At 64.1% G+C, this 25,008-nt stretch carries 19 protein-coding genes and 1 tRNA gene; 6 read left to right on the forward strand and 14 right to left on the reverse strand.

Annotation, left to right across the window (positions count from 1 at the left end; all coding sequences use genetic code 11):
• Positions 1-100: 100 nt before the first annotated feature.
• On the forward strand, positions 101-4,933 hold the full coding sequence (locus Q0030_RS12435; RefSeq protein WP_298367034.1) for an NAD-glutamate dehydrogenase: 4,833 nt from the start codon (positions 101-103) through the stop codon (positions 4,931-4,933).
• 89 nt (positions 4,934-5,022) lie between these two features.
• Entirely contained in the window at positions 5,023-5,379 is a 357-nt protein-coding gene (locus tag Q0030_RS12440) for a hypothetical protein (RefSeq protein ID WP_298367036.1), read from the forward strand.
• 121 nt (positions 5,380-5,500) lie between these two features.
• Here the strand turns inward: Q0030_RS12440 and Q0030_RS12445 are convergent, their stop codons facing one another.
• From Q0030_RS12445 to Q0030_RS12495, 11 genes are all read right to left on the reverse strand, one after another.
• On the reverse strand, positions 5,501-5,899 hold the full coding sequence (locus Q0030_RS12445; RefSeq protein WP_298367039.1) for a hypothetical protein: 399 nt from the start codon (positions 5,897-5,899) through the stop codon (positions 5,501-5,503).
• Between the two features lie 101 nt (positions 5,900-6,000).
• On the reverse strand, positions 6,001-6,507 hold the full coding sequence (locus tag Q0030_RS12450; RefSeq protein WP_363323453.1) for a carbon monoxide dehydrogenase subunit G: 507 nt from the start codon (positions 6,505-6,507) through the stop codon (positions 6,001-6,003).
• 14 nt (positions 6,508-6,521) lie between these two features.
• Positions 6,522-7,358 carry an XdhC/CoxI family protein gene (locus Q0030_RS12455; RefSeq protein ID WP_298367044.1) on the reverse strand — a complete coding sequence of 279 codons (837 nt, stop codon included), beginning with the start codon at positions 7,356-7,358 and terminating at the stop codon, positions 6,522-6,524.
• A 1-nt stretch (position 7,359) separates the two neighbouring features.
• Positions 7,360-8,571: a VWA domain-containing protein gene (locus tag Q0030_RS12460; RefSeq protein ID WP_298367046.1), complete on the reverse strand. Its 1,212-nt coding sequence runs from the start codon at positions 8,569-8,571 to the stop codon at positions 7,360-7,362.
• On the reverse strand, positions 8,568-9,440 hold the full coding sequence (locus tag Q0030_RS12465; RefSeq protein WP_298367049.1) for a MoxR family ATPase: 873 nt from the start codon (positions 9,438-9,440) through the stop codon (positions 8,568-8,570). Before Q0030_RS12465 ends, Q0030_RS12460 begins: the two co-directional genes overlap by 4 nt.
• Positions 9,437-11,863: an aerobic carbon-monoxide dehydrogenase large subunit gene (locus Q0030_RS12470; RefSeq protein ID WP_298367051.1), complete on the reverse strand. Its 2,427-nt coding sequence runs from the start codon at positions 11,861-11,863 to the stop codon at positions 9,437-9,439. The genes Q0030_RS12465 and Q0030_RS12470 overlap by 4 nt, the downstream gene beginning before the upstream one ends.
• Positions 11,860-12,360, reverse strand: a complete 501-nt coding sequence (locus Q0030_RS12475) for a (2Fe-2S)-binding protein (protein ID WP_298367053.1) — start codon at positions 12,358-12,360, stop codon at positions 11,860-11,862. Before Q0030_RS12475 ends, Q0030_RS12470 begins: the two co-directional genes overlap by 4 nt.
• Positions 12,361-12,371: 11 nt before the next feature.
• The gene (locus tag Q0030_RS12480; RefSeq protein WP_298367055.1) at positions 12,372-13,235 is read right to left on the reverse strand and encodes a xanthine dehydrogenase family protein subunit M; all 864 of its coding nucleotides are present in this window, start codon (positions 13,233-13,235) and stop codon (positions 12,372-12,374) included.
• 172 nt (positions 13,236-13,407) lie between these two features.
• Positions 13,408-14,622, reverse strand: coding sequence for an MHYT domain-containing protein (locus tag Q0030_RS12485; RefSeq protein WP_298367057.1), 1,215 nt, complete (start codon positions 14,620-14,622; stop codon positions 13,408-13,410).
• A gap of 464 nt (positions 14,623-15,086) precedes the next feature.
• Positions 15,087-15,473, reverse strand: coding sequence for a hypothetical protein (locus Q0030_RS12490; protein ID WP_363323454.1), 387 nt, complete (start codon positions 15,471-15,473; stop codon positions 15,087-15,089).
• Between the two features lie 702 nt (positions 15,474-16,175).
• Positions 16,176-16,250: transfer RNA gene (locus tag Q0030_RS12495), tRNA-Glu, on the reverse strand.
• Between the two features lie 512 nt (positions 16,251-16,762).
• On the opposite strand from Q0030_RS12495, the gene Q0030_RS12500 reads away from it, so the two are divergent.
• Both Q0030_RS12500 and Q0030_RS12505 read left to right on the forward strand, forming a co-directional pair.
• Entirely contained in the window at positions 16,763-17,215 is a 453-nt protein-coding gene (locus Q0030_RS12500; protein WP_298367059.1) for a (2Fe-2S)-binding protein, read from the forward strand.
• A 1-nt stretch (position 17,216) separates the two neighbouring features.
• Positions 17,217-19,532: a molybdopterin cofactor-binding domain-containing protein gene (locus tag Q0030_RS12505; RefSeq protein ID WP_298367061.1), complete on the forward strand. Its 2,316-nt coding sequence runs from the start codon at positions 17,217-17,219 to the stop codon at positions 19,530-19,532.
• A 313-nt stretch (positions 19,533-19,845) separates the two neighbouring features.
• On the opposite strand, the gene Q0030_RS12510 is transcribed toward Q0030_RS12505, so the two are convergent.
• From Q0030_RS12510 to Q0030_RS12520, 3 genes are all read right to left on the reverse strand, one after another.
• Complete coding sequence (locus Q0030_RS12510; protein ID WP_298367063.1) at positions 19,846-21,576, reverse strand: methanol/ethanol family PQQ-dependent dehydrogenase; 1,731 nt, start codon at positions 21,574-21,576, stop codon at positions 19,846-19,848.
• 123 nt (positions 21,577-21,699) lie between these two features.
• Positions 21,700-22,347, reverse strand: coding sequence for a Rieske (2Fe-2S) protein (locus tag Q0030_RS12515; RefSeq protein ID WP_298367064.1), 648 nt, complete (start codon positions 22,345-22,347; stop codon positions 21,700-21,702).
• A gap of 126 nt (positions 22,348-22,473) precedes the next feature.
• A complete protein-coding gene (locus tag Q0030_RS12520; RefSeq protein WP_050402671.1) occupies positions 22,474-22,809 on the reverse strand; it encodes a hypothetical protein in 336 nt (111 codons plus the stop codon).
• Between the two features lie 65 nt (positions 22,810-22,874).
• On the opposite strand from Q0030_RS12520, the gene Q0030_RS12525 reads away from it, so the two are divergent.
• Both Q0030_RS12525 and rpoH read left to right on the forward strand, forming a co-directional pair.
• A complete protein-coding gene (locus Q0030_RS12525; protein ID WP_298367321.1) occupies positions 22,875-23,855 on the forward strand; it encodes an RluA family pseudouridine synthase in 981 nt (326 codons plus the stop codon).
• A gap of 216 nt (positions 23,856-24,071) precedes the next feature.
• On the forward strand, positions 24,072-24,968 hold the full coding sequence (gene rpoH / locus Q0030_RS12530; protein WP_021077401.1) for an RNA polymerase sigma factor RpoH: 897 nt from the start codon (positions 24,072-24,074) through the stop codon (positions 24,966-24,968).
• Positions 24,969-25,008 lie beyond the last annotated feature (40 nt).

Raw genomic sequence — 25,008 nt, forward strand, 5'->3', positions numbered from 1 at the left:
TTTCGCGTACGCGCTCGATCGCGGTCAAGGCTGTGGCGCTCGAAGCGATGCACTCCAGAATCAAGCTGATGATCGCGACTGCGATCGGACGGCGCGGCCAATGGAGGACATTATGGCTTGGCGTGACGATAAGGCCCGTTCAACCCTGATCCGCGATGCAGCGGGAAGCGTGCAGCCGGGCAAGGCACCCCGGAGCTTTGCCGAACTTCTGTTCGGCTACACCAATGTCGAGGACCTCGCCAATCACGATGCCCTGTCGCTGGCCTTCCTGGCAGAACAAGCCTGGGAGCACGTGCAGCGGCGTACGGCCGGCAGCGCCGATATCCGCGTCGTCAATCCGATGATGCCGGACGGGCGCGAGATTTCCGTGCTCGAGATTCTCAACGACAACATGCCCTTCCTGTTCGATTCCACGACGGCGGAGCTGGCCGAGCAAGGCATCGAAGTCACCCTCGTCGCTCACCCGATCCTCGCGGTGGAGCGCGATGACCAAGGCAAGCTCCTGCGCTTCCACGGCGAAGCGTTGCCGGCCGGAGTAAACGGCACGCGGGAAAGCCTGATTCACCTCCACATCACCCGCCTGGACGCCGATGCCGATCGCCAGAAGCTGATCGACGGCCTCACCAGGACGTTGAACGACGTCCGCGCCTGCGTCACCGACTGGCGCGCCATGCGCGACCGGGTCGAGGACGCGATCAAGACCTTCTCTTCCAATCCGCCGCCGCTGCCGATCGACGAGGTCGCCGAAGCCAACCAGTTCCTGCAATGGCTCTGCGCGGACAATTTCACCTTCCTCGGCGTACGCGAGTATCGCTTCTCGCCCGACAGCGATGCATCCGACGACATCACGACCGGCAAAGGCCTCGGCGTCCTCCGCGATCCGGATGCGAAGGTCCTGCGCCGCGGTAGCGAAATGGTGGTGATGACGTCGGAAATACGCGAGTTCATGCACGACCCCACCCTGCTCATCGTCATCAAGGCCAACGTCTCCAGCCGCGTTCATCGTCGCATTCGCATGGATTATGTCGGCATCAAGCTCTATACGCCCGACGGCCGGCTGGAGGGCGAATTGCGGGTCGTCGGCCTGTTCACCTCGGGCGCCTATACCCGCTCCGCACGGCAGATCCCTTATGTCCGCCACAAGGTGACGCGAGTACTGCAACGCGCCGGCTTCGACCCGAACAGCCATTCGGGCAAGGCCCTCATGCATATTCTCGAAGAATATCCGCGTGACGAACTGTTCCAGATCGACGTCGACACGCTCTACAATTTCGTCATGGAGATCCTGATCCTCTATGAGCGTCCGCGCGTCCGTGCGCTGGCGCGGGTGGACAAGTTCGATCGCTTCGTCTCCATCCTCACCTTCATTCCGCGCGAGAAATACGACACGGACGTCCGCACGCGCGTCGGTGCCTTCCTGTCGCAGGTCTACAAGGGGACGCTGTCGGCCTCCTACGTTTCATTCCCTGAAGGGGCGCTAGTGCGCGTGCACTACATCATCGGACGCTATGATGGCAAAACTCCCGTCGTCGAACGCGCCACGCTCGAAGCCGGGATCAGCGCCATTGCCGCGACGTGGGCCGACAAGCTGAAGGCCGCGCTCACTGCCTCTACCGACGGCATGCGGGCACGCATGCTCACCAACCGATATGCCCAGGCGTTTAGCGGCGGCTATACCGAGGTGTTCGGCGCGGAACAGGCGATCACCGATATCGCCACCATCGAAAAGCTCACGCCGACCCGCCCCGTGGCGATCTCGGTTCACCGTGACGAAAGCGAGGCCGATCCCAAGCGCTTCGGACTGAGGGTGTTCTCGCACGGCGCGCCCCTGTCGCTGTCCTACCGCGTGCCCGTGATCGAAAATCACGGCCTGCGCGTGGTCAACGAACGCACCTACCAGATCGCGCCGCGCGCCACGCCGGCGCCTCCGCCGGTTTGGCTCCACGAGATGACGATCGAGACCAGCGACGGCCAGCCGATCACGATCAGCCCGGAATTCAGCCATCGGCTTGAAGCCTCGATCATGGCGGTGGTTCGCGATCACGCCGAATCCGATGGATACAACGGCCTGATCCTGCGCACCGCCCTGGGCTGGCGGGAAGTCTCGACCATCCGGGCGCTGTCGCGTTACCTGCACCAGATCCGCGCGCCGTTCACCCAGGATTATATGTGGGAGACCTTGCGCAAGAACGCCGCGATCACGGCCAGCCTCGTCGCGCTGTTCCAGACCCGCCTCGATCCACGCCTCACCTCAACGGATGCCGAGCGCTCGGCACGCGAGACGGCCCTGCTTGCCGAGGTCGAGGAGCAGCTCAAATCCGTCGCCTCGCTGGACGAAGACCGCATCCTGCGCCGTTTCACCAACCTGGTGCAGACGACGATACGCACCAATCTGTGGCAGATCGGCGAGGATGGGCATCCGCGTCCGGTGATCTCCTTCAAGTTCGACGCGCGCCGGATCGACGACCTGCCCGCTCCACGACCTCTCTACGAGATCTTCGTCTATTCGCCTCGTGTCGAAGGTATTCACCTGCGCTTCGGCAAGGTTGCTCGCGGTGGCTTGCGCTGGTCCGACCGGCCGCAGGATTTCCGCACCGAGATCCTCGGCCTCGTGAAAGCGCAGCAGGTCAAGAACGCCGTGATCGTGCCGGTCGGCGCCAAGGGTGGCTTCGTGCCCAAGCGCCTGCCGCCGCCTTCCAATCGCGACGCGTGGCTCGCGGAAGGCACCGAAGCCTATCGCATCTTCGTTCGCTCGCTGCTGGAGCTCACCGACAATCTCGACGGCGACATCGTCGTGCCGCCCGAATCCACCGTGCGCCATGACGGCGACGACCCCTACCTCGTCGTCGCCGCCGACAAGGGCACCGCCACCTTCTCCGACGTCGCCAACGCGATCTCGGCCGAGAAGAACCATTGGCTCGGCGATGCCTTCGCTTCCGGCGGCAGCCAGGGCTATGACCACAAGAAGATGGGGATCACGGCGCGCGGCGCCTGGGAAGCGGTCAAGCGCCACTTCCGCGAGCTCGGCACCGACATTCAGACCATGCCGTTCACCGCGGTCGGCGTCGGCGACATGTCCGGCGACGTTTTCGGCAATGGCATGCTGCTCTCGCCGGCGACAAAGCTTGTGGCGGCTTTCGATCACCGCGACATCTTCATCGATCCCTCGCCTGATCCTGCGATCAGCCTCGCCGAGCGCAAGCGCCTGTTCGACCTGCCGCGATCGAGCTGGCAGGACTACAACAAGTCGCTGATCTCGGCGGGCGGCGGCGTGTTCTCGCGCCAGCTCAAGGCGATCCCGCTCGCTCCGGAGGTACGCGCCCTGCTCGATCTCGACAAGCCGCAAGCGACGCCTTTCGAGGTGATGACGGCAATCCTGAAGGCGCGCGCGGATCTCTTGTGGTTTGGCGGCATCGGCACCTATGTCCGCTCCGCCGGGGAAAGCGACGATCAGGCCGGCGACCGCGCCAACGATCCAATCCGCATCACGGGCGGCGACGTGCGGGCCCGGGTGATCGGCGAAGGCGCCAATCTCGGCGTCACCCAACGCGGCCGCATCGAGGCAGCGCAGAAGGGCGTCAAGCTCAACACCGACGCCATCGACAACTCGGCAGGCGTGAACACGTCCGACGTCGAGGTCAATATCAAGATCGCGCTGGCGCGGCTCGAGCGCGAGGGCCGGCTTAGCCCCGCGGACCGCAACAGCCTGCTGGCCGCGATGACCGATGAGGTCGGCACGCTGGTGCTGCGCAACAACTATCTGCAGTCGCTGGCGCTCTCGCTCGCCGAACGCAAGGGCGTGGCCGAGACCGGCTTCCTCACGCGGCTGATGCAGTCGCTCGAGCAGCGCAATTTGCTCAGCCGCGCGGTGGAGTTCCTGCCCGACGACGCAGCGCTCACCGAGCGCACCCGGCGCGGCCAGTCCCTCGCACGGCCCGAGCTTGCCGTGCTGCTCGCCTACGCCAAGCTGACGCTTTACGACGACCTGCTCGTCACCAGCGTGCCAGATGATCCCTATCTTGCCCGAGAACTATCTCAGTATTTTCCGCGCGAGGTTCAGGACAAATACCCGAGAGCGGTCGAACTCCATCGCCTGCGGCGGGAGATCATCGCGACCAGCCTCGCTAATGCGGTGATTAACCGCGGCGGCCCGGCCTGTGTCGTGCGCCTGATCGACGAGACGGACGCCGATATCCCGACCATCGTCATGGCCTATGTGGCAGTCGACGAATGCTACGGGCTCAAGTGGCTCAGTGACGCGATCGATGCGCTCGATACCTGCATCGACGGGCAGGTGCAGCTGTCCCTCTACGCTTCTGTCCAGGACCTCCTGCTCTCCCGCATGGTCTGGTACGTGCGCAATGTCGATTTCAAGGACGGGCTGGAGGCCGTCATCGCGCGCTTCGGCCCGGCTATCCGCCAGATCGTCGCCGGGCTCGACACCACCCTGCCGCCGGACTTGCAGGCCGCGCGTGCCAAGCGTCGGCAGGACCTGACCGATGCCGGTGTCCCGGCCGGCCTCGCCGGCGAGCTCGCCGATCTCGACGCCCTGGTCTCGGCACCCGATATCGTGACGGTTGCGGAGCGCACCGCCCGCCCGATCGGCGACGCCGCCGCGACCTTCTTCGCCGCCGAAGCGAATTTCCGCCTCGACCGCATCGTCGCCGCCGCGCGCAGCGTGCCGGCAAACGATTATTTCGAACGTATGGCGATCGATCGCGCCGTTGAGCAGATCGCTGGCGCCGAAAGAAGACTGGCCGCGGATATGCTGGCAACCGGGCAGTCCGGCCAGCACGCTGTCGAGACCTGGCTCGCGGCCCACCCCGAAGCGGCGCGCATCCGCCGCTCGGTCGAGGAGATCGCGGCCAGCGGCTTGACGCTCGCCAAGCTGGCGGTGGCGGCGAACCTGCTGGGGGACTTGGTCAAAGCCTGAGCCGTGCGAGGCAGCGATGTGAAATTCTGATGTGAAACTCTAAAGAGCAACGCTGGCGCAGGTTGTTAGCCGGCGAACGGAGGAATCCGATGATCCACGCGACTTGCCATACCGCCGATAATGTCCGCTGCATCGAGTTCGATGCCACACCCTGGTTCAGCGAGGCTGGCGCTCCGAGCATTATCGATCTGGCCCAGCGCGGATGGGCCAGCACCGCGATTGCAGATTCCCTTGAGGGCCGACGAGGCTATGAACGCTTGCACGACCTCGTTGAGTATGCGGCGAAGCGACTGCAACCGGAATCCCTGGAGGACCCAACCTGGGAAACCTTCGCGTGCGTCGTCGATGGACCCGACGCCGTGGCCTGGCTCGAGGGCAACCGGCCGGAGGTTGTGGCAAGGATCCGGAACGCCACCGGAGGTGCCGATTGTGCCATCGCCGTTTGAGTCCTATTTCTCCAGAACTGCAAAGCCAGTTTCTTCCTGACTTGCCCGATGCGCCACACCAGACCGCGTCTCGCGCCGCTACTCCCGATCTTCGGTGGCTGCGCGGGCTTTTGCTCTCGTCCTAAGCCCCGCATCGTCGCTCCCACCACTCGGTAAGCTCGTCTCGGAAGACGAGGTCGATGGGGCGCATGCGGCGTGTCACGACGAGAAAGCTTCGTCCCTGCTCGCTGAGACGCCTGAGGGCGTTGTTCAACGTGTCGTGAACCGAACAGTAAGCTACGTGTCGATCTAACGCCACCTCGCCGATTGCCTGATCGAACGCTGTCCGGCGATGCTGGGAAATCGCTGCGATGAGGCTCGCCTCGCAGACTACGCCAGAGAAGGTGCCGTCCGCCCGGATGACCATTGCTGCCTTGTGGTCCAACTCCACGAGGCGTGCGACGGCAGAGCGCACGGAAAGAACTGCAGGCATGATTGGCGTCGGCCGCTTACGAATGACAAGAAGCTCGCCTATGTGCATAGCGGTTCTCCTCAGCAAGATGAGCATCTTCTCATCGCGGATAGCCGCCCGCGCCGTTGCGATCAGTAGTTGCGGTAACGCCTCCTGACCGCGGAGGCGACTCAGGTCGCGCCGGTCAGTCTCTTTAGCCAACCCCTCGCGGCCGTACCGGCTTGCTCGGCCGGTTCTGCAGGCTCTCCGACCACGGTTGCAAATGATGCAAAGAATTCTGCCGCGAGCTTCCTGGCGGTAGAATCGATCAGCCGTGCGCCGAGCTGGGCGAGCTTGCCGCCGATCTGGGCGTCGACCTCATAATGGAGCACCGTGACTTCGGGGCTCTCCGGCTCGAGTCGTACCGCGGCTCCGCCCTTGGCGAAGCCGGCGACCCCGCCGGAGCCCTCGCCTGAAATCCGGTAACTGTTGGGAGGATCGAGATCGGACAGCGTGACCTTGCCGCCGAAGGTCGCCTTCACCGGCCCGACCTTGAACACGACGGTCGCGGTCATTTCGGTGGGGGAGGACATGTCGAGCGACTGACACCCGGGAATGCATTGCTTCAGGATATCGGGATCATTGAGCGCCCCCCAGACCTTCTCTTGTGATGCCGGAATACGCTGTCTGTCATTCATCTGCATATCGGAACTCAGCTCCTTGCAACGGGGTTGGTGGCGCGCTGGCCGCGGCGGCGCTCGACGGTGATTTCGGCGAGGATCGACATTGCAATCTCTTCCGGGGTGATGGCGCCGAGATCGAGGCCTGCCGGCGCCTTGACGCGATCGATCGCGGCAGCCTCAAGGCCTGCGGCGATCAGCTTGTCGCGCAGCGCAGCCATCTTGCGACGGCTGCCGACAAAGGCGTGATAGGCCGCATTGATCGCCAACGCATGCTTGAGCGCAAGCTCGTCGCCCTTACCCTGCGTCGACACCACGACGAAGCGGCGGGCGTCAACGAGACAACGCGGCTCGAAGCCGTCGACGATGACGTGAGCATCGGGCGCAGCAATGATGTCTGACGCCGGCGCGGCGAGAGTCACGTGGTAGCCGAGCTGGCGTGCCTGCGCGGCCAGCGACAGCGCGACCGGGCTCGCACCAAGGATGACCAGCGACGGGTGCGGCAAGACCGGCTCCACGAAAATATCCATCGTGCCCTTGCTTGGGCACATGTTGCTGGCGAACCGCACGCCGTCCTTGCTCTCGCCGGGCCTGACCCCAAGCTCGGCGAGCAGGTTCTCCGGCTGCACCGAGACCATCCGCGGCTCGCCGTCGGCCAGCGCGTCGCGCGCGGCTTTCAGCACCGCGCCCTTGGCGCAGCCGCCGCCGATCCAGCCCGCGGCAATGGTGCCATCAGGCCGGATGATCGCCTTCGCACCGGCCTTGGCCGCCGTCACCGATACCGTGCGCACCACCGTCGCCAGCACGAAGGCCTGCTCGGCCGCCTTCATCTGCGCGACCAGATCCATCACCTCGACCTGCACACCCATCTCAAAGCCTCGCAAGATAAGGTTCGAGCGCGGTCAGGCTCGCAAGCGTGTTGGCCGGCGCGTACAGATCAATATACGGCAGCGCCGCCTTGATACCGCGCGCCTCCGCCGCGTAGCCCTGCCATCCCATCATCGGATTGAGCCAGACGATGCGGCGGCAGCGGCGGCCGAGCGCGGCCATCTCGCGGCCGAGCAGCGCGGCCTCGCCGGTCTCGTAGCCATCGGACACGATCATCACGCAGGTGCGCGAATGGATCACGCGCGCGGCATGCCAGCGATTGAACGTCTGCAGGCTCTCGCCAATCCTGGTGCCGCCGCCGGCGCCCTGCGCCAGGATCGCAAGGCGATCCAGTGCGCGGCCGGCGTCCTTTTCCTTCATCGCGCCGGAGACATGGGCCAGACGCGTGTGAAACAGGAATGCTTCGGCCTCGCGGAATTCATCGAGCACACCGTGGATGAAGCGTAAAAAGACACCCGTGTACATGCTCATCGAGCCGGAGGCATCGAGCAGCACCACCAATCGCAACGGCTTCGGCTTGCGCTGCCGCTTCACGAGGCTGATCGGCACACCGCCATGGCTGATATTGCCGTGAATGGTGCGGCGCAGATCGAGCCGGGCGCCACGCCTTCGCGCCAAATCGCGCCGCGTCAGCCGCGTCCGCATCGCGCGCGCCAGTTGCGCAGCCGCGAGGTGGGCCTGCGCGACCTGTTCGGAATCGGCCATGTAGCGGAAATCGACCTCGGCGAGGTTTTCCGTGCGCGAGGCGCCTTCCATGCGTCCCTTGCCCGAAAGCTCATTCTCGGTCCCGTCGACCGAGGGCACCTGATCCATCGCCGTCTCAGGGCCCGCGCGAGGCTCAGCCGGCTGGTTCGGCAGGCTCTTCAGCGAAGGATTGTTCGCCGCCTTCGCAACACCCGTGACGACGGAGCGCGACCGCACCCGCTTGCCGAGCCAGAATGCATCAAAAATGCCGTCAAATTTCTCCCAATCGGACTTGCGCGCCGAAAAGAGATGCTTGAAGGCTGAGCGGAGCAGGCCCGGCCGCGCCGCATAGCCGGCGGCCATCAGCGCGGCGGCGTCCTGCCCCTCGGCGAGACCGACGGCGAAGCCGCCGTCGCGCAAGGTCCGCAAGAACGTCGCGAGCCTAGTCGAGACGAGACGGGACACCTCGTTGATATCGTCGAAATCGGGAGATGCGCCGCAGCAGCTCATGCAACCTTCCCCAACAAACGTTCGCTGACCTCGCGCGTCACCCGCGCCTTGTCCTCCTGCGTCTTGAGCAGGCACATCAGGGTTTCGTGCACGATCTCGGGCGCGTCGTGCAGGTCTTTCACGTCAAGCCCGACCAGCGCCGCCGCCCAATCCAGCGTCTCCGCCACGCCCGGCACCTTGCGGAGTTCCTCCTTGCGGATGCCCTCGACCATGCGCGCAATCTGCAGCGCCAGCGAGGCGCCGGCGCCGTCAATACGCGTCATGATGATGCGCGCCTCGCGCTCGACGTCGGGGTAGTCGACATAGTGGTAGAGGCAGCGTCGGCGCAGCGCATCGGAGAGTTCGCGCGTGCCATTCGACGTCAGCACCACATGCGGGATCGCGGTTGCGTTGATCGTGCCGAGTTCGGGGATCGAGACCTGGAAGTCCGACAATAGCTCGAGCAGGAATGCCTCGAACTCGTCGTCGGCGCGGTCGATCTCGTCGATCAGCAGCACCGGCGGCTTCGCGCGACGGATCGCGGCCAGCAGCGGCCGCTCCAGCAGATACTTTTCCGAGAAGATCTGGTGCTCGACCGCATCAGCATCGGTGCCGCGATGCGCCTGGATCGACAGCAATTGGCGCTGGTAGTTCCACTCGTAGAGCGCTGCCGACTGGTCGAGCCCCTCGTAGCATTGCAGCCGGATCAGTTCGGTCGCGTGCACAGCGGCCAGCGCCTTCGCTACTTCGGTCTTGCCGACGCCCGCCTCGCCTTCCAGCAGAAGCGGACGCCGCAACAGCTGCATCAGCGAGATCGCGGTCGCAAGCTCGCCGTCGGCGATATAGCCGGCGTCGCCGAGTGCTTGCGCGATCTGGTCACGGGTCTTCATGCTGAAGCGAACACGCCGAGGTTCTTCGCCGCCTGCCAGTTCCGCCAAAAATCATGCGGCATCTGGATGTGAGTCGAGCCGAGGAACGAGAACGCGTCGTTGACGGCGTTGGAGAATGCCGGCACGCCGCCGACATTCGGGCTTTCGCCGACGCCCTTGGCACCGATCGGATGGTGCGGCGACGGGGTGACGGTGAAGTCGGTCTCCCAATGCGGCGTCTCGACCGCGGTCGGCATGAAGAAGTCCATGAACGAGCCGGTGACCACGTTGCCCTCGGCGTCGTATCGGATCTCCTGCCCCATCGCGATCGCGAAGGCCTCGGTGAGGCCGCCATGCACCTGGCCCTCGATGATCATCGGGTTGATCCGTGTGCCGCAATCGTCGAGCGCATAGAAGCGCTTGACCTTGTAGACGCCGGTGTCGACATCGATGGTCATGACGCAGATATAGGCTCCGAACGGATAGGTCATGTTGGGCGGATCGTAATAGCTGACCGCCTCCAACCCGGGCTCCATGCCGGGCGGCACGGAATTGTACGCGGCCCAGCAGATGTCCTTCATCGACATGAACTTCTCCGGCAGACCCTTGACGCGGAAGCCGTCGATGTCCCACTCGAGATCGTCTTCGTGGACCTCGAGCTTGTAGGCGGCGATCATCTGCGCCTTGGCCTTGATCTTGCGCGCAGCCATCGCGATTGCAGCACCTGCGACCGGCGTCGAGCGCGAACCGTAGGTGCCGAGCCCGTAGGGCGCGGTGTCGGTGTTGCCCTCCTCGACCATGATGTTGTCGGCGGGAATGCCGATTTCGGTGGCAATGATCTGCGCCCAGGTCGTCTCGTGTCCCTGGCCCTGGCTCTTGGTGCCCATCCGAGCGATGCCGGCACCAGTCGGATGCATGCGAATCTCGCAGGAATCGAACATTGCGATGCCCAGAATATCGCAATTCTTCGAGGGGCCGGCGCCGACGATCTCAGTGAAGAAGGAGACACCGATGCCCATGATCTCGCGGGTCTCGCCCCGTTTGAACGCGGCGCGCATCTGCTGCTGCTCCTTGCGGAGCTCGGCGTACTTTACCGTCTCCATCGCCTTTCGCATGGCGGTGCCGTAGTCGCCGGAGTCGTATTCCCAACCGAGCGCGGAGTGGTACGGGAACTGCTCGGGCTTGATGAAGTTCTTCAAGCGCAATTCGGCGGGATCCATGCCGAGCTTCTGCGCCAGAATGTCCATCGCACGCTCGATGCAGTAGGCTGCCTCCGTGACGCGGAACGAGCAGCGATAGGCGACACCCCCGGGTGCCTTGTTGGTATAGACACCGTCGACCGCGAGGTGAGCGGTCGGGAAATCATACGACCCGGTGACAATATTGAAGAAGCCCGCCGGCCATTTCGACGGATCGGCACAGGCGTCGAACGCGCCGTGATCTGCGAGCACATGGACGCGCAACCCCGTAACCTTGCCCTCCTTCGTCGCGGCAATTTCCGTCGTCATGTGATAGTCGCGGGCGAACGAGGTCGCGGTCAAATTCTCGATACGGTCCTCGACCCATTTCACCGGCTTGCCGGTGACGATCGAGGCGACCGCCGCGCAGATGTAGCCGGGATAGGCGCCGACCTTGTTGCCGAAACCACCGCCGATGTCCGGCGCAATCACATGGATCTTCTGCTCGGGCAGTTTCGCGATCAGCGCCACCACGGTGCGGATCACGTGCGGCGCCTGGAAGGTGCCCCAGATCGTCAGCTCGCCCTTGATCTTGTCGAAGGAGCAGACACACTGGCAGGTCTCGAGCGGCGACGGATGGGTGCGGTGATAGGAGATCATTTCCTTGATCGTCACCTCGGCCTTCTTGAAGGCGGCGTCCGTCAAATCCTTGTCGCCGACGGTCCATTCGAAGATGTGGTTGTGATGCTTGCGCGGGCCGTGCGCACCCGCGATCTTTCCGGCGAGATCCTCGCGCAGGACCGGCGCATCCTTGTCCATCGCCTTGAACGGATCGATCAGCGGCGGCAGCGCCTCGTACTCGACCTTGACCTTGTTGATGCCGTCATCGGCAGCGTAGCGGTCGGTCGCAACCACGAAGGCGACTTCCTGATTCTGGAACAACACCTTGCCGTCGGCGAGCACCATCTGCACGTCGCCGGCGAGCGTGGGCATCCAGGCGAGGTTGACGGTCTTCAGCGTCTCCGCGGTGATGACCGCGAGCACGCCCGGAACCTTCAACGCCTCCGTGTCGTCGATCGATTTGACGCGCGCATGGGCATGCGGCGAGCGGACGAAATCGCCATGCAGCATACCCGGCAGTTTCACGTCGTCGACGTAATTGCCCTTGCCCTGGGTGAAGCGGATGTCCTCGACCCGCTTACGCTTGCAGCCCATACCTTCGAGCGCGGCGGTGCGTTGTTCCCGCGTGGGAGTCATGTCGTTCATTCTGCGGCCTCCCGGAATTCCACGCCGTTGATCTTGGCGGCGGCGTATTGAATGGCTTTGACGATGTTCTGGTAGCCCGTGCAGCGGCAGATGTTGCCGGAGATGCCCATCCGGATTTCGTCCTCGCTCGGTGATGGGTTCTCCTTGAGAAGCCGCTGCGCGCGCATGATCATGCCCGGCGTGCAGAAGCCGCATTGCAAGCCGTGCATCATGCGGAAACCTTCCTGCAGGGCGGAGAGCGAGCCGTCGGCATTGGCCATCCCCTCGATGGTCGTGATGTCAGAGCCGTTGGCCTGCACCGCGAACATGGTGCAGGATTTCACCGACATGCCGTCGATATCGACGGTGCAGGCGCCGCAATGCGTGGTCTCACAGCCGATGTGGGTACCGGTCATCTGCAAATTCTCGCGGATGAAATGCACGAGCAACGTGCGCGGCTCGACGAGGCCTTCGACCTCGGCGCCGTTCACCTTCATGGTGATGTGCGTTTTTGCCATCTGTCCCTCCCCTAGCTGGCTTTGGCTGCGGCGCGCTGCAACGCGCGCGTGACCATGATTCCGCCGACATGCTTGCGGTATTCGACCGGGCCGCGCGCATCGGCGGCGGGGGCCATGATCGCTTGCGCCGCTGCAGCGGCCTTCTTCAGGGTGGCCGCATCGAGGCTGGTGCCGATCACCGCCTTGGCGGCCGCATCGGCCAGCAACGGGATTTCCGACAGATTGGTGAGCCCGATCGCACAGGTCGTGACCTTACCGCCGGACATGGTCAGCACCACCGCAGCCGCGGCGGTGGCGTAGTCGCCGACCTTCCGCTTCAGCTTCTCATAGGCATAGCCATGGCCGGCCGCGGGGACCGGAATCGAGATTGAGGTCAGAAGTTCGCCGGGTTCGATCGCGGTGAAATAGGCGCCCTGATAGTAATCGGTCGCCGCAACCTCGCGCGCGCCGTTCGGACCGTCGAGATGATAGGTGGCCCACAGCGTCATCATCAGCGCCGGCATGTCGTTGCCGGGATCACCGTTGGCGACGTTGCCGCCGACGGTGCCACGGTAGCGCACCTGCGGATCGGCAATGAGGAGCGCCGTTTCGTGCAGGATCGGGATGGATTTGGCGATCTCATCGGAAGCCAGCAACTCGTGCTGGGTGGTCATGGCCCCGATCACGACCTTGTTGCCATCGCGGCGGATGCCTTTCAGCCCGGCGACGTTATGCAGGTCGACGAGATGCTCTGGCGTCGCCAGCCGAAGCTTCATCATCGGAACCAGGCTGTGGCCGCCGGCCAGCGGCCTTGCCTCGTCGCCCAGGGTCGAGAGTAGTTTGACCGCGTCGGCGACCGTCGCCGGCCGGTGATAGCTGAATGGGCCAGGTATCATGGGTCTCCTCCGTTCGTTCTTTGGCGCTTGGGAGGCGCGGACGTTGGGAGGGAGGCTGTTCCCGGTTGTTTTCGCGCGCAATCGCGGGGGCACAAAGTCGGGAAATGCGCACGAGTTGCGGAACTCCGCGCACGAAATGCGTCAGCGTTGCGGACCTAATACGTGGCTGAAGCTAGGCGTGTCGCCGGGCGAGGCCCAATCGCGCCTTCACCTCGGCGATCTTGGCGCGGCTGACCGGCACGCAGTGCGGCGACGGGCCGTCGAGTTCGATGATCGCGCCGTCGCCTTCCTTGCGGACGAAGGTGACGTGGGGGATCGCGACGATATGGCTGCGGTGCACCCGGACGAACAGGCCGGGGTCGAGCTGGGCTTCGGCCTCCGAGATCGACCACGGGCACATCCGCTCCCGGGTGCCGTCATGGACCTTGGTGTAATGGGCGTCGGCCCGCACGCTTCTGACATCGGCGGTATCGATGAAGTGGGTGCCGTCGGCGCCTTCGACCGGCAGCCGGGGCGCGGGTGCGGCACGGGGCGGCTGGCCGATGCCGCCGAGTGGGGTCGGCCGCAGCCGCGGGCTGGTGGGCGCGCTGCTCGCGTCCGCCGATGGCACATCTGCCGCGAGGCGGTCCGGGTCCGCAACGGCGGCGACCATATCGGCCGTCGGCCCGGCCTTCTTGCGCGGGTCGGGCACCAGCGACAGCAGAAAACCGGCCGCGATCACGAAGCAGAGCAGCGCCACCACCAGCGACAGCATTTGCGACGATGCGGCCAGTCCCTCGATGTGATGATGCGATCCCTCCGACGGCGCGACCAGATGCATGCCGGCCATCGCGGTATAGTGCATGCCCGACACGGCGACCCCGAAGGCGACCGCGCTCAACGCCAGTTGCACGCCGCCTTGCCGCGCCAGGAAGGCGCGCAGGCCGCCATAGGCCGTGACGATCGCGATTGCGACCGACAGCACCACCATGGCGCCGTCATGCGCCATGGCAAAATTACCCGACAGCCCGTGCATGCCGACATAATGCATGCTGACGATGCCGAGCCCGAGCAGGACCGCCGACGATGCCACCCGTAGCATCGACGGCTCGCCGATGCTGACAAAGAATAACGAGATGCCGACCACCAGCGCACAGATCAGGAATGAGACGATGGTCGGAAGCACCAGATAGACGGTGCCCGCCGGCAATGGCGCCGCCAGCATGCCGACGAAATGCATGGTCCAGATGCCGACGGCGAGGAAAAATGCTGCGCCCGCGAGCAACACGCGATGGCTCGCATCAGGCGTGCCGCGGATGCGCGCAGCCAAGCCGAAGCCGGTGTACCCTCCCAGGATCGCGATCACCACCGAGAGCGCGACGAGATAGGGATCGTGTCCTTCGAACATGATCGTCTCGGCCTCCCCGTCGTCACGGGCGGGCCTCCTCCCGCCGCCGAGTTTACAGGCGCGGCGGCGGAAATTACAATCAATCGATCGTGGCGCGCCGAACCGGCGGGAAGATCGGAAGCGACAAAAGCTCTTCAAAACCTGATCGAGCGGGTCGTTCTCTGCCCTGGCCCCAAGGCGGCGAAATGCACGCAACACTGTATGGCGAATTGGGGACGATCTTGGCTGGATGGCTCGCCAGGACCACGGAAAGTCGGTGGTTGCGCAGACACACAACCATCTCAAATTGCTATTTCAGGCGGTCGCTTAGCGTTGCCCTCCGAAGACAAAGGTCACACGTTCGAAACGTGTCGGGTGCGCCACGTTCCCGCCATTCAGAACAAAACTGCGAACAATCCTTTCTTCTTGCCGTCCCCGCGAATGCGGGCCGACCGTAGGCACGGCTCCATTTCCCGGCCTGCTTTTCAAGCTCGTATCGGTGTGGCGACGACGATGACGGGGTAGCGATTACTCAGCTTGTAGAAGCTCAGGCGTTGGACATCGTTCAGGGGCGATTTGAAATAATAGGCCCCCGCAGCAGGCCGCTCTCGAAGATTCCTGAAGAGGGGAGCGCCGGACAGGTCACGGCCCGTGTAGCTGCCATCATCCGGACTCCGCGCGAGGATGAGGATAATGCCGTCCGCGCTAGCAAGAGCGATAGAGCCGTTAGGACCGATGTCGAAGCCGCGATAGAACTGCAGAAAATAGGCGACATCGATCGTCGTGAGAGCCACACCGGCAAAGCTGCCATCGGGATGATTGAATCGTCTTGACGCCGTGATGACCCACCGGCCACCGGATCTGCTCTTCACTGGATGTCCAATATAGGTCCCCCGGTCAGCACCGTGCGGATGATGCCGTGGTGGGCGGACCAGTTCGACCGGCTACGGGAGCACGGTCGTGTCATCAAAATGAGTGCCTGAGGAAAAGCGCGTTGAAAGTGCGGTTGCTCCCTTGAGTCGCCCGTCCGTTAGTTCGACATGTTGGTGTCAAGGAGCGCCAGAAGTGAGCGCACCACGACTAGTCGCCGACGTCCGATCGTTGTCGTGACGATACGCCCAGCTCCTATCAACTCGTAAAGCTTCGTGCGTTCGCATGCATCGTCAACCGTGCAGGTGAGCCGCTGGGCGAATGGCATCGTGCTCGGTTCCGCGGCTTTTGGAGCGGATAGACTGACTTGTGACTGTTGTCCGCCAGTTTTCTCTCGTCGGGCCCTCCTGTTCGCACAAAGCTCGACAGGACAAGCGTTGATTGTGCGACGAGCAACGTCAATGCGAGCATCCGAAGGCGCTCGCGTACGACAGCGCACGTCAGCGGCGGTTTGAATATTTCCGGACACCAAGGGCGACGAGGAAATTTTTCGGGAATGCGCCAGCCACAGTGAGGCATCGCGCCGAGGCTAGTCCGCGAATGTCGGCAGCAAATTCCGCAAGCGTTCGCCGCTGTTCACCAGCGTGTTATTCAACCATTATTCAACGAACGCGGCTGATGGCTACCTAAGTGCCTGAGTTTGCTGGCGCTCCCTAGGGGAATCGAACCCCTGTTTCAGCCTTGAGAGGGCCGCGTCCTAACCGCTAGACGAAGGGAGCGTTGCGGGGGAAGGCAATAGCCTTGAAATCGGCCTGCCGCAAGATGGCTTGTGCATTGCGGCGGGGATTTTGTCATCCATGCTTACCATGCCGTGCCGGCGATTTCGGCAACGGCAGCAGCCCCGGAACGCCCCCCGCGCCCTGCGGGGCCTCAGCGCACCGCCCCGAACGGACCAGCGATGCGGCCGCGCGCCGCTCGCATGACGGCCACCTCCGGATGTCATGTCTCGGTCCTGCACGGCCCTGCTTTCGCCAAACGGAAATGCAAAACACCTGGCTGTGAAGTCACCCGACGACCTGCCTCTGCTAACATCGCAGCTCTTCACCATGCTGCGCCGGGCAAGGCGCTCGAGACGCGAGAGGAGTGCTTGGAACAAAGCGCAAGCCCGCAGGCACGACAATTTGGCTCACGAATATCTTGGCAAAAACAAACATCAACGCGGCCGCAGGCAATGGAAGACGTTCCGCCCTGCCCGCACCGGTCAATAGCTTAGGCAGAGCGAGGAAAGACCATGATCAAACTAAAAATCAACGGCCAGGAACAGAATTGGGACGGCGACCCTAGCCTTTCGCTGCTCTGGTATCTCCGTGACGAAGCCGGCCTCACGGGCACCAAGTTCGGCTGCGGCCAGGCCCTGTGCGGCGCCTGCACCGTGATCGTCGACAAGGAAGCGGTGCGCGCCTGCATCACCTCGGTCTCCGACGTCGTCGGCCGCGAGGTCACCACCATCGAGGGGCTGCACCCGACCGGCGACCATCCGGTGCAGAAGGCCTGGCGCCAGGTCAATGTTCCGCAGTGCGGCTACTGCCAGGCTGGCCAGATCATGCAGGCCGCGGCACTGCTGGACCAGAACCCGAAGCCCAACCACGACCAGATCCGCGAAGCCATGTCGGGCAATATCTGCCGCTGCGGCTGCTACCAGCGGATCGAGAATGCCGTGCATCTCGCATCGACGGGGGTGTGACATGAATATCCGCACCAATCCAAGCAAGCTTCGCGGCTTCGAGAAGCACGTGAAGGTCGAGAACCTTTCGCGTCGCAGCATCCTCAAGGGTCTCGGCATCGCCGGCAGCTTCGTGCTCGCCGCGCCCGTGATGACGAGGCAGGCGTTCGCCTATGAGACCGGCGCCGGCAAGATGCCGCACGGCGTCGTGGTCGATCCGCGCGTGTTCGTCGCGATCGCCCCCGACGGCGTCGTCACCATCCTGGCGCACCGCTCCGAGATGGGCACCGGCGTCCGCACCAGCCTGCCCTTGATCGTCGCCGAGGAAATGGAGGCCGACTGGTCGCGCGTCCATGTCCAGCAGGCGCATGGCGACGAGGTCAAATTCGGCAACCAGGACACCGACGGGTCGCGCAGCACGCGGCACTATCTGATCCCGATGCGCCAGATCGGCGCCTCCGCGCGCGCGATGCTGGAAGCCGCCGCTGCCAAGAAATGGGGCGTGCCGGCAACAGAAGTGAAGGCGCAGAACCATGAGGTGGTCCACAGCGCGAGCGGACGCAAGATCGGCTTCGGCGATCTTGCTGCCGATGCCGCTAAGGAGCCGGTGCCTGATATCGGAGGCCTCAAGCTCAAGGATCCGAAGGACTTCCGCTATCTCGGCAAGGGCCAGGTCTCGATCGTCGATCTGCACGACATCACCACCGGCAAGGCGCATTACGGCGCCGACATTCGCCTGCCCGGCCTGAAATACGCTGTGATCGCCCGTCCGCCGGTCACCGGCGGCAAGCTCAAGTCGTTCGATGACAGCGCAGCGATGAAGGTGCCCGGCGTCGAGAAGGTGATGGAGGTCAAGGGCTGGCCCTGGCCGTCAAAATTCCAGCCGCTCGGCGGCGTGGCCGTGATCGCGCGCAACACTGGCGCGGCGATCAAGGGCCGCGACGCGCTGAAGATCGTCTGGGATGACGGCGCCAACGCCAACTACGACTCCGTCACCTATCGTGCCTCGCTGGAAGAGGCCGCGCGCAAGCCTGGCCTCGTGGTGCGCAAGGAAGGCGACGTCGATGCCGCGCTGAAGAGCGCCGACAAGGTGATCGTGGGCGAGTACTATCTGCCGCATCTCGCCCATGTCAGCATGGAGCCGCCGGTCGCGGTGGCCGACGTCAAGGGCGACAAGGCCCAGATCTGGGCGCCGGTGCAAAGCCCCGGCGGCACCCGCGAGGATGTCGCCAAGACGCTCGGGATCCCCGAGGACAATGTCACCGTCAACGTGACGCTGCTCGGCGGCGGCTTCGGCCGCAAGTCGAAATGCGATTTCGCGCTCGAGGCGGCCTTGCTGTCGAAGGAACTCGGCGCGCCGGTCAAGGTGCAGTGGACCCGCGAGGACGATGTGCATCACGACTTCCTGCACACCGTCTCCGTGGAACGGATCGAGGCCGGTCTCGACAAGAGCGGCAAGGTGATTGCGTGGCGGCACCGCAGCGTGGCGCCGACCATCGCCTCGACCTTCGCCGCCGGCGCCAACCACGAAGCGGCGTTCGAACTCGGCATGGGCCTGATCGACAACCCGTTCGAGATCGCCAATCTGCAGTGCGAGAATCCGGAAGCGGCCGCGTTCACACGGATCGGCTGGTTCCGCTCGGTGTCCAACATCCCGCGCGCGTTCGCGGTGCAATCCATGGTCGGGGAAATCGCGCATGCGACGGGTCGCGACCAGAAGGAGATGCTGCTGGAGCTGATCGGCAGCCCGCGGATCGTCAACCTGTCCTCGGTGAAGGATCCCTGGAACTACGGCGAGCCCTATGACAGCTACCCGATCAACACCGCGCGGCTCCGCAAGGTGGTCGAACTGGTCGCCGAGAAGGGGGAATGGGGACGGACCGTGCCGAAAGGCCATGGTCTCGGCATCGCCGTGCATCGTTCCTTCGTCAGCTACATCGCGACCATCGTCGAGGTGGCGGTTGACGACAAGGGCAAGCTCACGGTGCCGCGGGTCGACACCGCGATCGATTGCGGCACGTACGTCAACCCGGAGCGGATCGCCTCGCAGATCGAAGGCGCCGCGATCATGGGGCTGAGCCTCGCCAAATATGGCGAGATCAGCTTCAAGGACGGCAAGGTGCAGCAGAGCAATTTCGACGATTTCCCGGTGATCCGGATCGACGAGTCGCCTGCGATCACCAACGTCTACATCGTGCCGCCCGGAGCGGACACCCCGCCCAGCGGCGTCGGCGAACCCGGCGTGCCGCCGTTCGCACCGGCGCTAAGCAACGCGATCTTTGCCGCCACCGGAAAGCGCATCCGCGCCCTGCCGATCGGCAAGCAGTTGGAGACGTGAGGCAGGAACGTTAGGCGAAAAGACCAAACGCCCGCGATCTTCGCGGGCGTTTTTCTTTGAAGGCACCACATCGTCATTGCGAGGAGCCCACGACAAAATTGCAAAGCAATTTTGCGCTGAAGCGACGAAGCAATCCATCTCTCCGGTTGTGGCGCTATGGATTGCTTCGCGGAGCCTGTCATCGGGCGCGCATTCGCGCGACCCGTTGGCTCGCAATGACGTGGAGATAGACCGACCGGAAGCGGACCGGGAAGCGGCGGGCTCCCCCCTCGCCGCTTCCCGATCGCATCGCCCCCTATCGGTGGTTCGCGCCTTACTTCTTGTTGAGCGCGAACACCCAGATCACGCCGCCTTGCGGCACGTTGTTCTCGAAGCCCGCGACCTTGCCGGCCAGCGCGTCCTGGATACGCTGCGCGTCGACGCCCCAGCCCGACTGGACCGCGATGTATTGCGTTCCATCGACCTCATAGGACATCGGCATCGCCATGATGCCGGAGTTGGTCTTCTGCTCCCACAACAGTTCGCCGGTCTTGGCATTGAAGATGCGGAAGGCGCGGTCGTTGGTGCCGCCGGCGAGAACGAGATCGCCCGCAGTCGCGGTCACCGCGCCGAACAGCTGCGAGGTCTTGTAGTCGTGCTGCCAGACCTTCTTGCCGGTGGACGGATCCCACGCCTGCAACTCGCCGAAATGATCGGCATTGGGTGCGGGCGTCAGTCCGATGTCCTCCGGCTTGGTGCCGAGCCAGAGCTGGCCGGGAACCAACGGCTGCTTCTCGCCGGTGAAGCCGCCGCAGAAGTTTTCGTTGGCGGGAACGTAGACGAGCTTGGTGTTCGGGCTATAGGCCGCCGACGGCCAGTCCTTGCCGCCCCACAGCGACGGGCAGAACTCGACCCGCTTGCCGAGCACGGGCTTGTGCTCGGGATCGAGGATCGGCCGGCCGGTCTCCGCCTCGATGCCCTTCCAGACATTGGTCTTCACGAAAGGCCAGCCGGCGACATAGTTGATCTTGTCCGGCTTGCGTTCCAGCACCCAGAAGATCGCATCGCGGCCGGGATGAACCAGGCTCTTGAACGACCGCCCGTCGCGCTGCATGTCGATCAGCATCGGCGCGTCGACTTCGTCCCAGTCCCAGGAATCGTTCTGGTGATACTGGAAGTGGGTCTTGATCTTGCCGTTGTCGGGATCGAGCGCCAGCACCGAGCTGGTGTAGAGATTGTCGCCGGCATGCATCGAGCCGGGCCACGGCGCGGCATTGCCGACGCCCCAATAGACCGTCTTGGTATCCTTGTCGTAGGTGCCGGTCATCCAGGCGGATCCGCCGCCCGACTTCCAGTCGTCGCCGCTCCAGGTCTCGTGACCGGGCTCGCCTTCGCCGGGGATGGTGAAGGTGCGCCACAACTCCTTGCCGCTGTTGGCGTCGAAGGCGACGACGTAGCCGCGCACGCCGAACTCACCGCCGGAACCGCCGACGATCACCTTGCCGTCGACCACCAGCGGCATCAGCGTCATGTACTGACCCTTCTTGTAGTCCTGGACCTTGGTGTCCCAGACCACCTTGCCGGTCTTGGCATCGAGCGCGACGACGTGGTCGTCGGTGGTGGCGAGATAGAGCTTGTCCTCCCACAGCCCGACGCCGCGGCTGGTCGGATGCAGCTGGAACAGATCGTCGGGAAGCTGCCGCTTGTAGCGCCAGTACTCTTCGCCGGTCTTGGCGTTGAGCGCGATCACCTGCCCCATCGGGGTCGCGACGAACATCACGCCGTTGTTGACGATCGGCGGTGCCTCATGGCCCTCGATGACGCCGGTCGAGAAGGTCCAGGCCGGCTTGAGGTCCTTGACGTTGGATGTGTTGATCTGGTCGAGCGGACTGAAACCCTGTCCGTCATAGGTCCGGCGATAGAGCATCCAGTTGCCGGGTTCGGGATTTTCGAGACGTTGAGACGTCACCGAACTGTAGTTTTCGATCGGCCCTGCGACGGCGTAGGTCGAAATGAGGCACGTGAATGCGACACAACTCGACAGTAACCACTGCTTGCTTGTCATGAGATGCTACCTCCCTGCTCTGTTTTGTTTTTTCAGTTTTTGTTTTGAGCATGATCTCTTCGGAAAACCGCTTCGCACTTTTCCGGATCATGCTTTAGGTCGTGCAGAAATCCCGATGTGGCCTCATCCTCCCTGCTGAGCACCCACCTTCCCGACGAATGGCGCTGCGACCGTGATCGCGCCGTCGGCAACCGTCAGCGGCAACGCCGCGAGGCGACGTGGCGCCGGCCCGAACACGACCTGCGCATTCTGCCGCGGATCGTATTCGGAGTTATGACAGAGGCATTTCAGAACGTTCTTGTCGCCCTGATCTTCCTTCAACCAGGCAGTGATCGGACATCCGGCATGCGTGCAGATGACCGAGTAGCAGACGATGCCGTCAGGTGCGCGGGCGCGCGTGGCATCGTCGAGTTCGCTCGGATCGAGCTTGACGAGCACGACCTCGTTGAGCCGCGAACCCTTGCGGACGACGGAACTCTTCGGGTCCTGCGGCCAGGCGCGAATGGGCGGTCCGCCCAGCTTCAAATCATCCGACTTGATGACCTGGCCGGCCTTGTCGCCTTCGGCGCGCACAAGCACATCGGCTTTTTGCGGTCGCTCACTGGCGCCCGGCTGTTCGTCATCGTCGGCGGCCGCGGGCTCGATCGCGGCAAGACAGGCGCAGCCCGCAAGCGCGGTCAACACCGCGCGACGCGTCGGATCGGTCCACGACCCTGTCGCATCGGATTCACCGGATTGTTCGACGGAAGCGCTGGGGTTGGACTCCGACATGGCGCAAGCTGAGCGTGCAACTCGGCCGAAAAGATGGCGGCACACATTCTCGATGCGCGAACGCATGCGCAAAATATACGCTGCAGCTTTTGGTTGATCGACCGCGCGCCTTCGCGACTGCTTCGATCAGGGCTCGTTGACGAAGCTCAGCCTGCCGACAGGTTTCAGTGTCTTTGCATCAAATGTGCGGATCTCTGTTGCACCGCCGATATCAAGCGTGAGGACCAGCCGTTCGCCGGCGACGCCGGTTGCGACGATGCGGGCGCCCTTCGGCAGCGCAGCAGTGACGTCGGATACGGAAACGGGGCTTCCCTCGCTGCGATAAAGGCGGTAGCCGATGGCAATCAACACGACGGCCACGGCCAATGCCGAGGTCAGGCCCGCGATCAGCATCATGCGCCGCACCCGCGCGATCAGCGCGGCCTGGTCGGGGGTCGGTTCGGTCACAGCGGTGTCGGTCATCACAAGGCTCTATATCTTTGCAACAGGTCGATTTGAATCAGGTTTCTTCGAATGGCGGTCGGAAGCTGGAGGTCATCGTCGCAGGCGACGAGGGCTCGGCCCGGCTTGACCGCGTGCTCGCACAGCACACTCCGGAGCTGTCGCGGTCCCGGCTGAAGGCGCTGATCCTCGCCGGTTCCGTCGCCGTCAAGGACGCCGTGGTGCGCGACCCCGCTTATCATGTCGCCAAGGGCGATACGATCATAATCGACGTACCGGAGGCCGTGCCCGCCGAGCCGAAGGGCGAGGACATCGCGCTCGATATCGTGTTCGAGGACGACGACATCATCGTCATCGACAAGCCCAGGGGCCTCGTTGTGCATCCCGCGGCCGGCCACGCCTCGGGAACGCTGGTCAACGCGCTGATCGCGCATTGCGGCTCCAGCCTGTCCGGCATCGGCGGGGTCAAGCGGCCGGGCATCGTGCACCGCCTCGACAAGGACACCACGGGGCTGATGGTGATTGCCAAGAACGACCAGGCCCATCAGTCGCTAACCGCGCAATTCGCCGACCACGGCCGCACCGGCCCGATGGAGCGCGGCTACATGGCGTTCGCCTGGGGTGTGCCGAACCGGCCCCACGGCACGATCGACGCGCCGATCGACCGCCACCCGCATGCCCGCGAAAAAATGGCGGTGCGCCAGGGCGGCCGCGAGGCGATCACCCATTTCGACGTGCAGCAGAGCTTTGCCGGCCGCGACGGCAAGCCGGTCGCCTCGCTGCTGGCCTGCCGGCTCGAGACCGGGCGGACCCATCAGATCCGGGTGCACCTCGCGCATCTCGGCCATCCCCTGATGGGTGACAGCGTTTACGGCGCGCACTTCAAGACCAAGGCCGGGCAGCTCAGTCCGGAAGGTAAGCACGCACTTACCGCCCTCGACCGACAGGCCCTCCACGCCTATCTGCTGGCTTTGGAGCACCCCCGGACCGGGGAACTTTTGCACTGGGAGTCGCCCTTGCCGGAGGATTTGCTTCTCCTGCAGCGGGCGCTGGCAGCGGCGGTATGACGCACCCCTCCCGGAAAAGCCACGTCATGACAACAGGTTATACCTGCCACACGGGGACGTGACGTCAGCAATCCTTCCCTATCACGGACAGTTTGGTGTATGTTGCACCTGCGTTGAATATCCAACGCGGAACATCGCAGCATGGCCGGCTTTAACCCAGCGGCCACCTGCCGGGCCCGCCGCTATCGGGGGCCTGAACCACTGGAGGGCGCTCAAATGGCCCGTACAGCTACGTTGCCGGTCCTCAATGGAGAATCCGGCCTTTCACGTTACCTCGCCGAGATCCGCAAGTTCCCCATGCTGGAGCCCCAGCAGGAGTACATGCTCGCCAAGCGTTGGCGGGAGCATGACGATCGCGACGCGGCGCATAAGCTTGTCACCAGCCATCTCAGGCTCGTGGCCAAGATTGCCATGGGCTATCGCGGCTACGGCTTGCCGATCTCCGAGGTCGTCTCGGAAGGCAATGTCGGCCTGATGCAGGCGGTGAAGCGATTCGAGCCCGAGAAGGGCTTCCGTCTCGCCACTTACGCCATGTGGTGGATCAAGGCGTCAATACAAGAGTACATTCTGCGTTCCTGGTCGCTCGTGAAGATGGGCACCACCGCGAACCAGAAGAAGCTGTTCTTCAACCTGCGCAAGGCGAAGAGCAAGATCTCCGCGCTGGAAGAGGGTGATCTCCACCCCGACCAGGTGAAGCTGATTGCCAAGCGCCTCGGCGTGACCGATCAGGACGTGGTCGACATGAACCGCCGCCTCGGCGGCGACGCGTCGCTCAACGCCCCGATCCGCGACGACGGCGAAGCCGGCGAATGGCAGGACTGGCTGGTCGACAACTCGCCCAACGCCGAAGCCTTGATGGCCGAGAGCGAGGAATTCGATCATCGCCGCCAGGCCCTGAACGGTGCGATCGGCGTGCTCAACCCGCGCGAACGCCGCATCTTCGAGGCGCGGCGTCTGGCGGATGAGCCGATGACGCTGGAAGACCTCGCCGCCGAGTTCGGCGTGTCGCGCGAGCGCGTGCGGCAGATCGAGGTCCGCGCGTTCGAGAAGGTGCAGTCGGCCGTCAAGGGCACGATCGCCCGGCAGGAAGCCGCACTCGAAGCCGCGCACTGATCGCACGGCGGCAAGCCAACAGACACGAAAGCCGGCGGCA

It is taken from the genome of uncultured Bradyrhizobium sp. (genome assembly GCF_947648125.1).
In the GTDB taxonomy this organism is placed as follows: domain Bacteria; phylum Pseudomonadota; class Alphaproteobacteria; order Rhizobiales; family Xanthobacteraceae; genus Bradyrhizobium.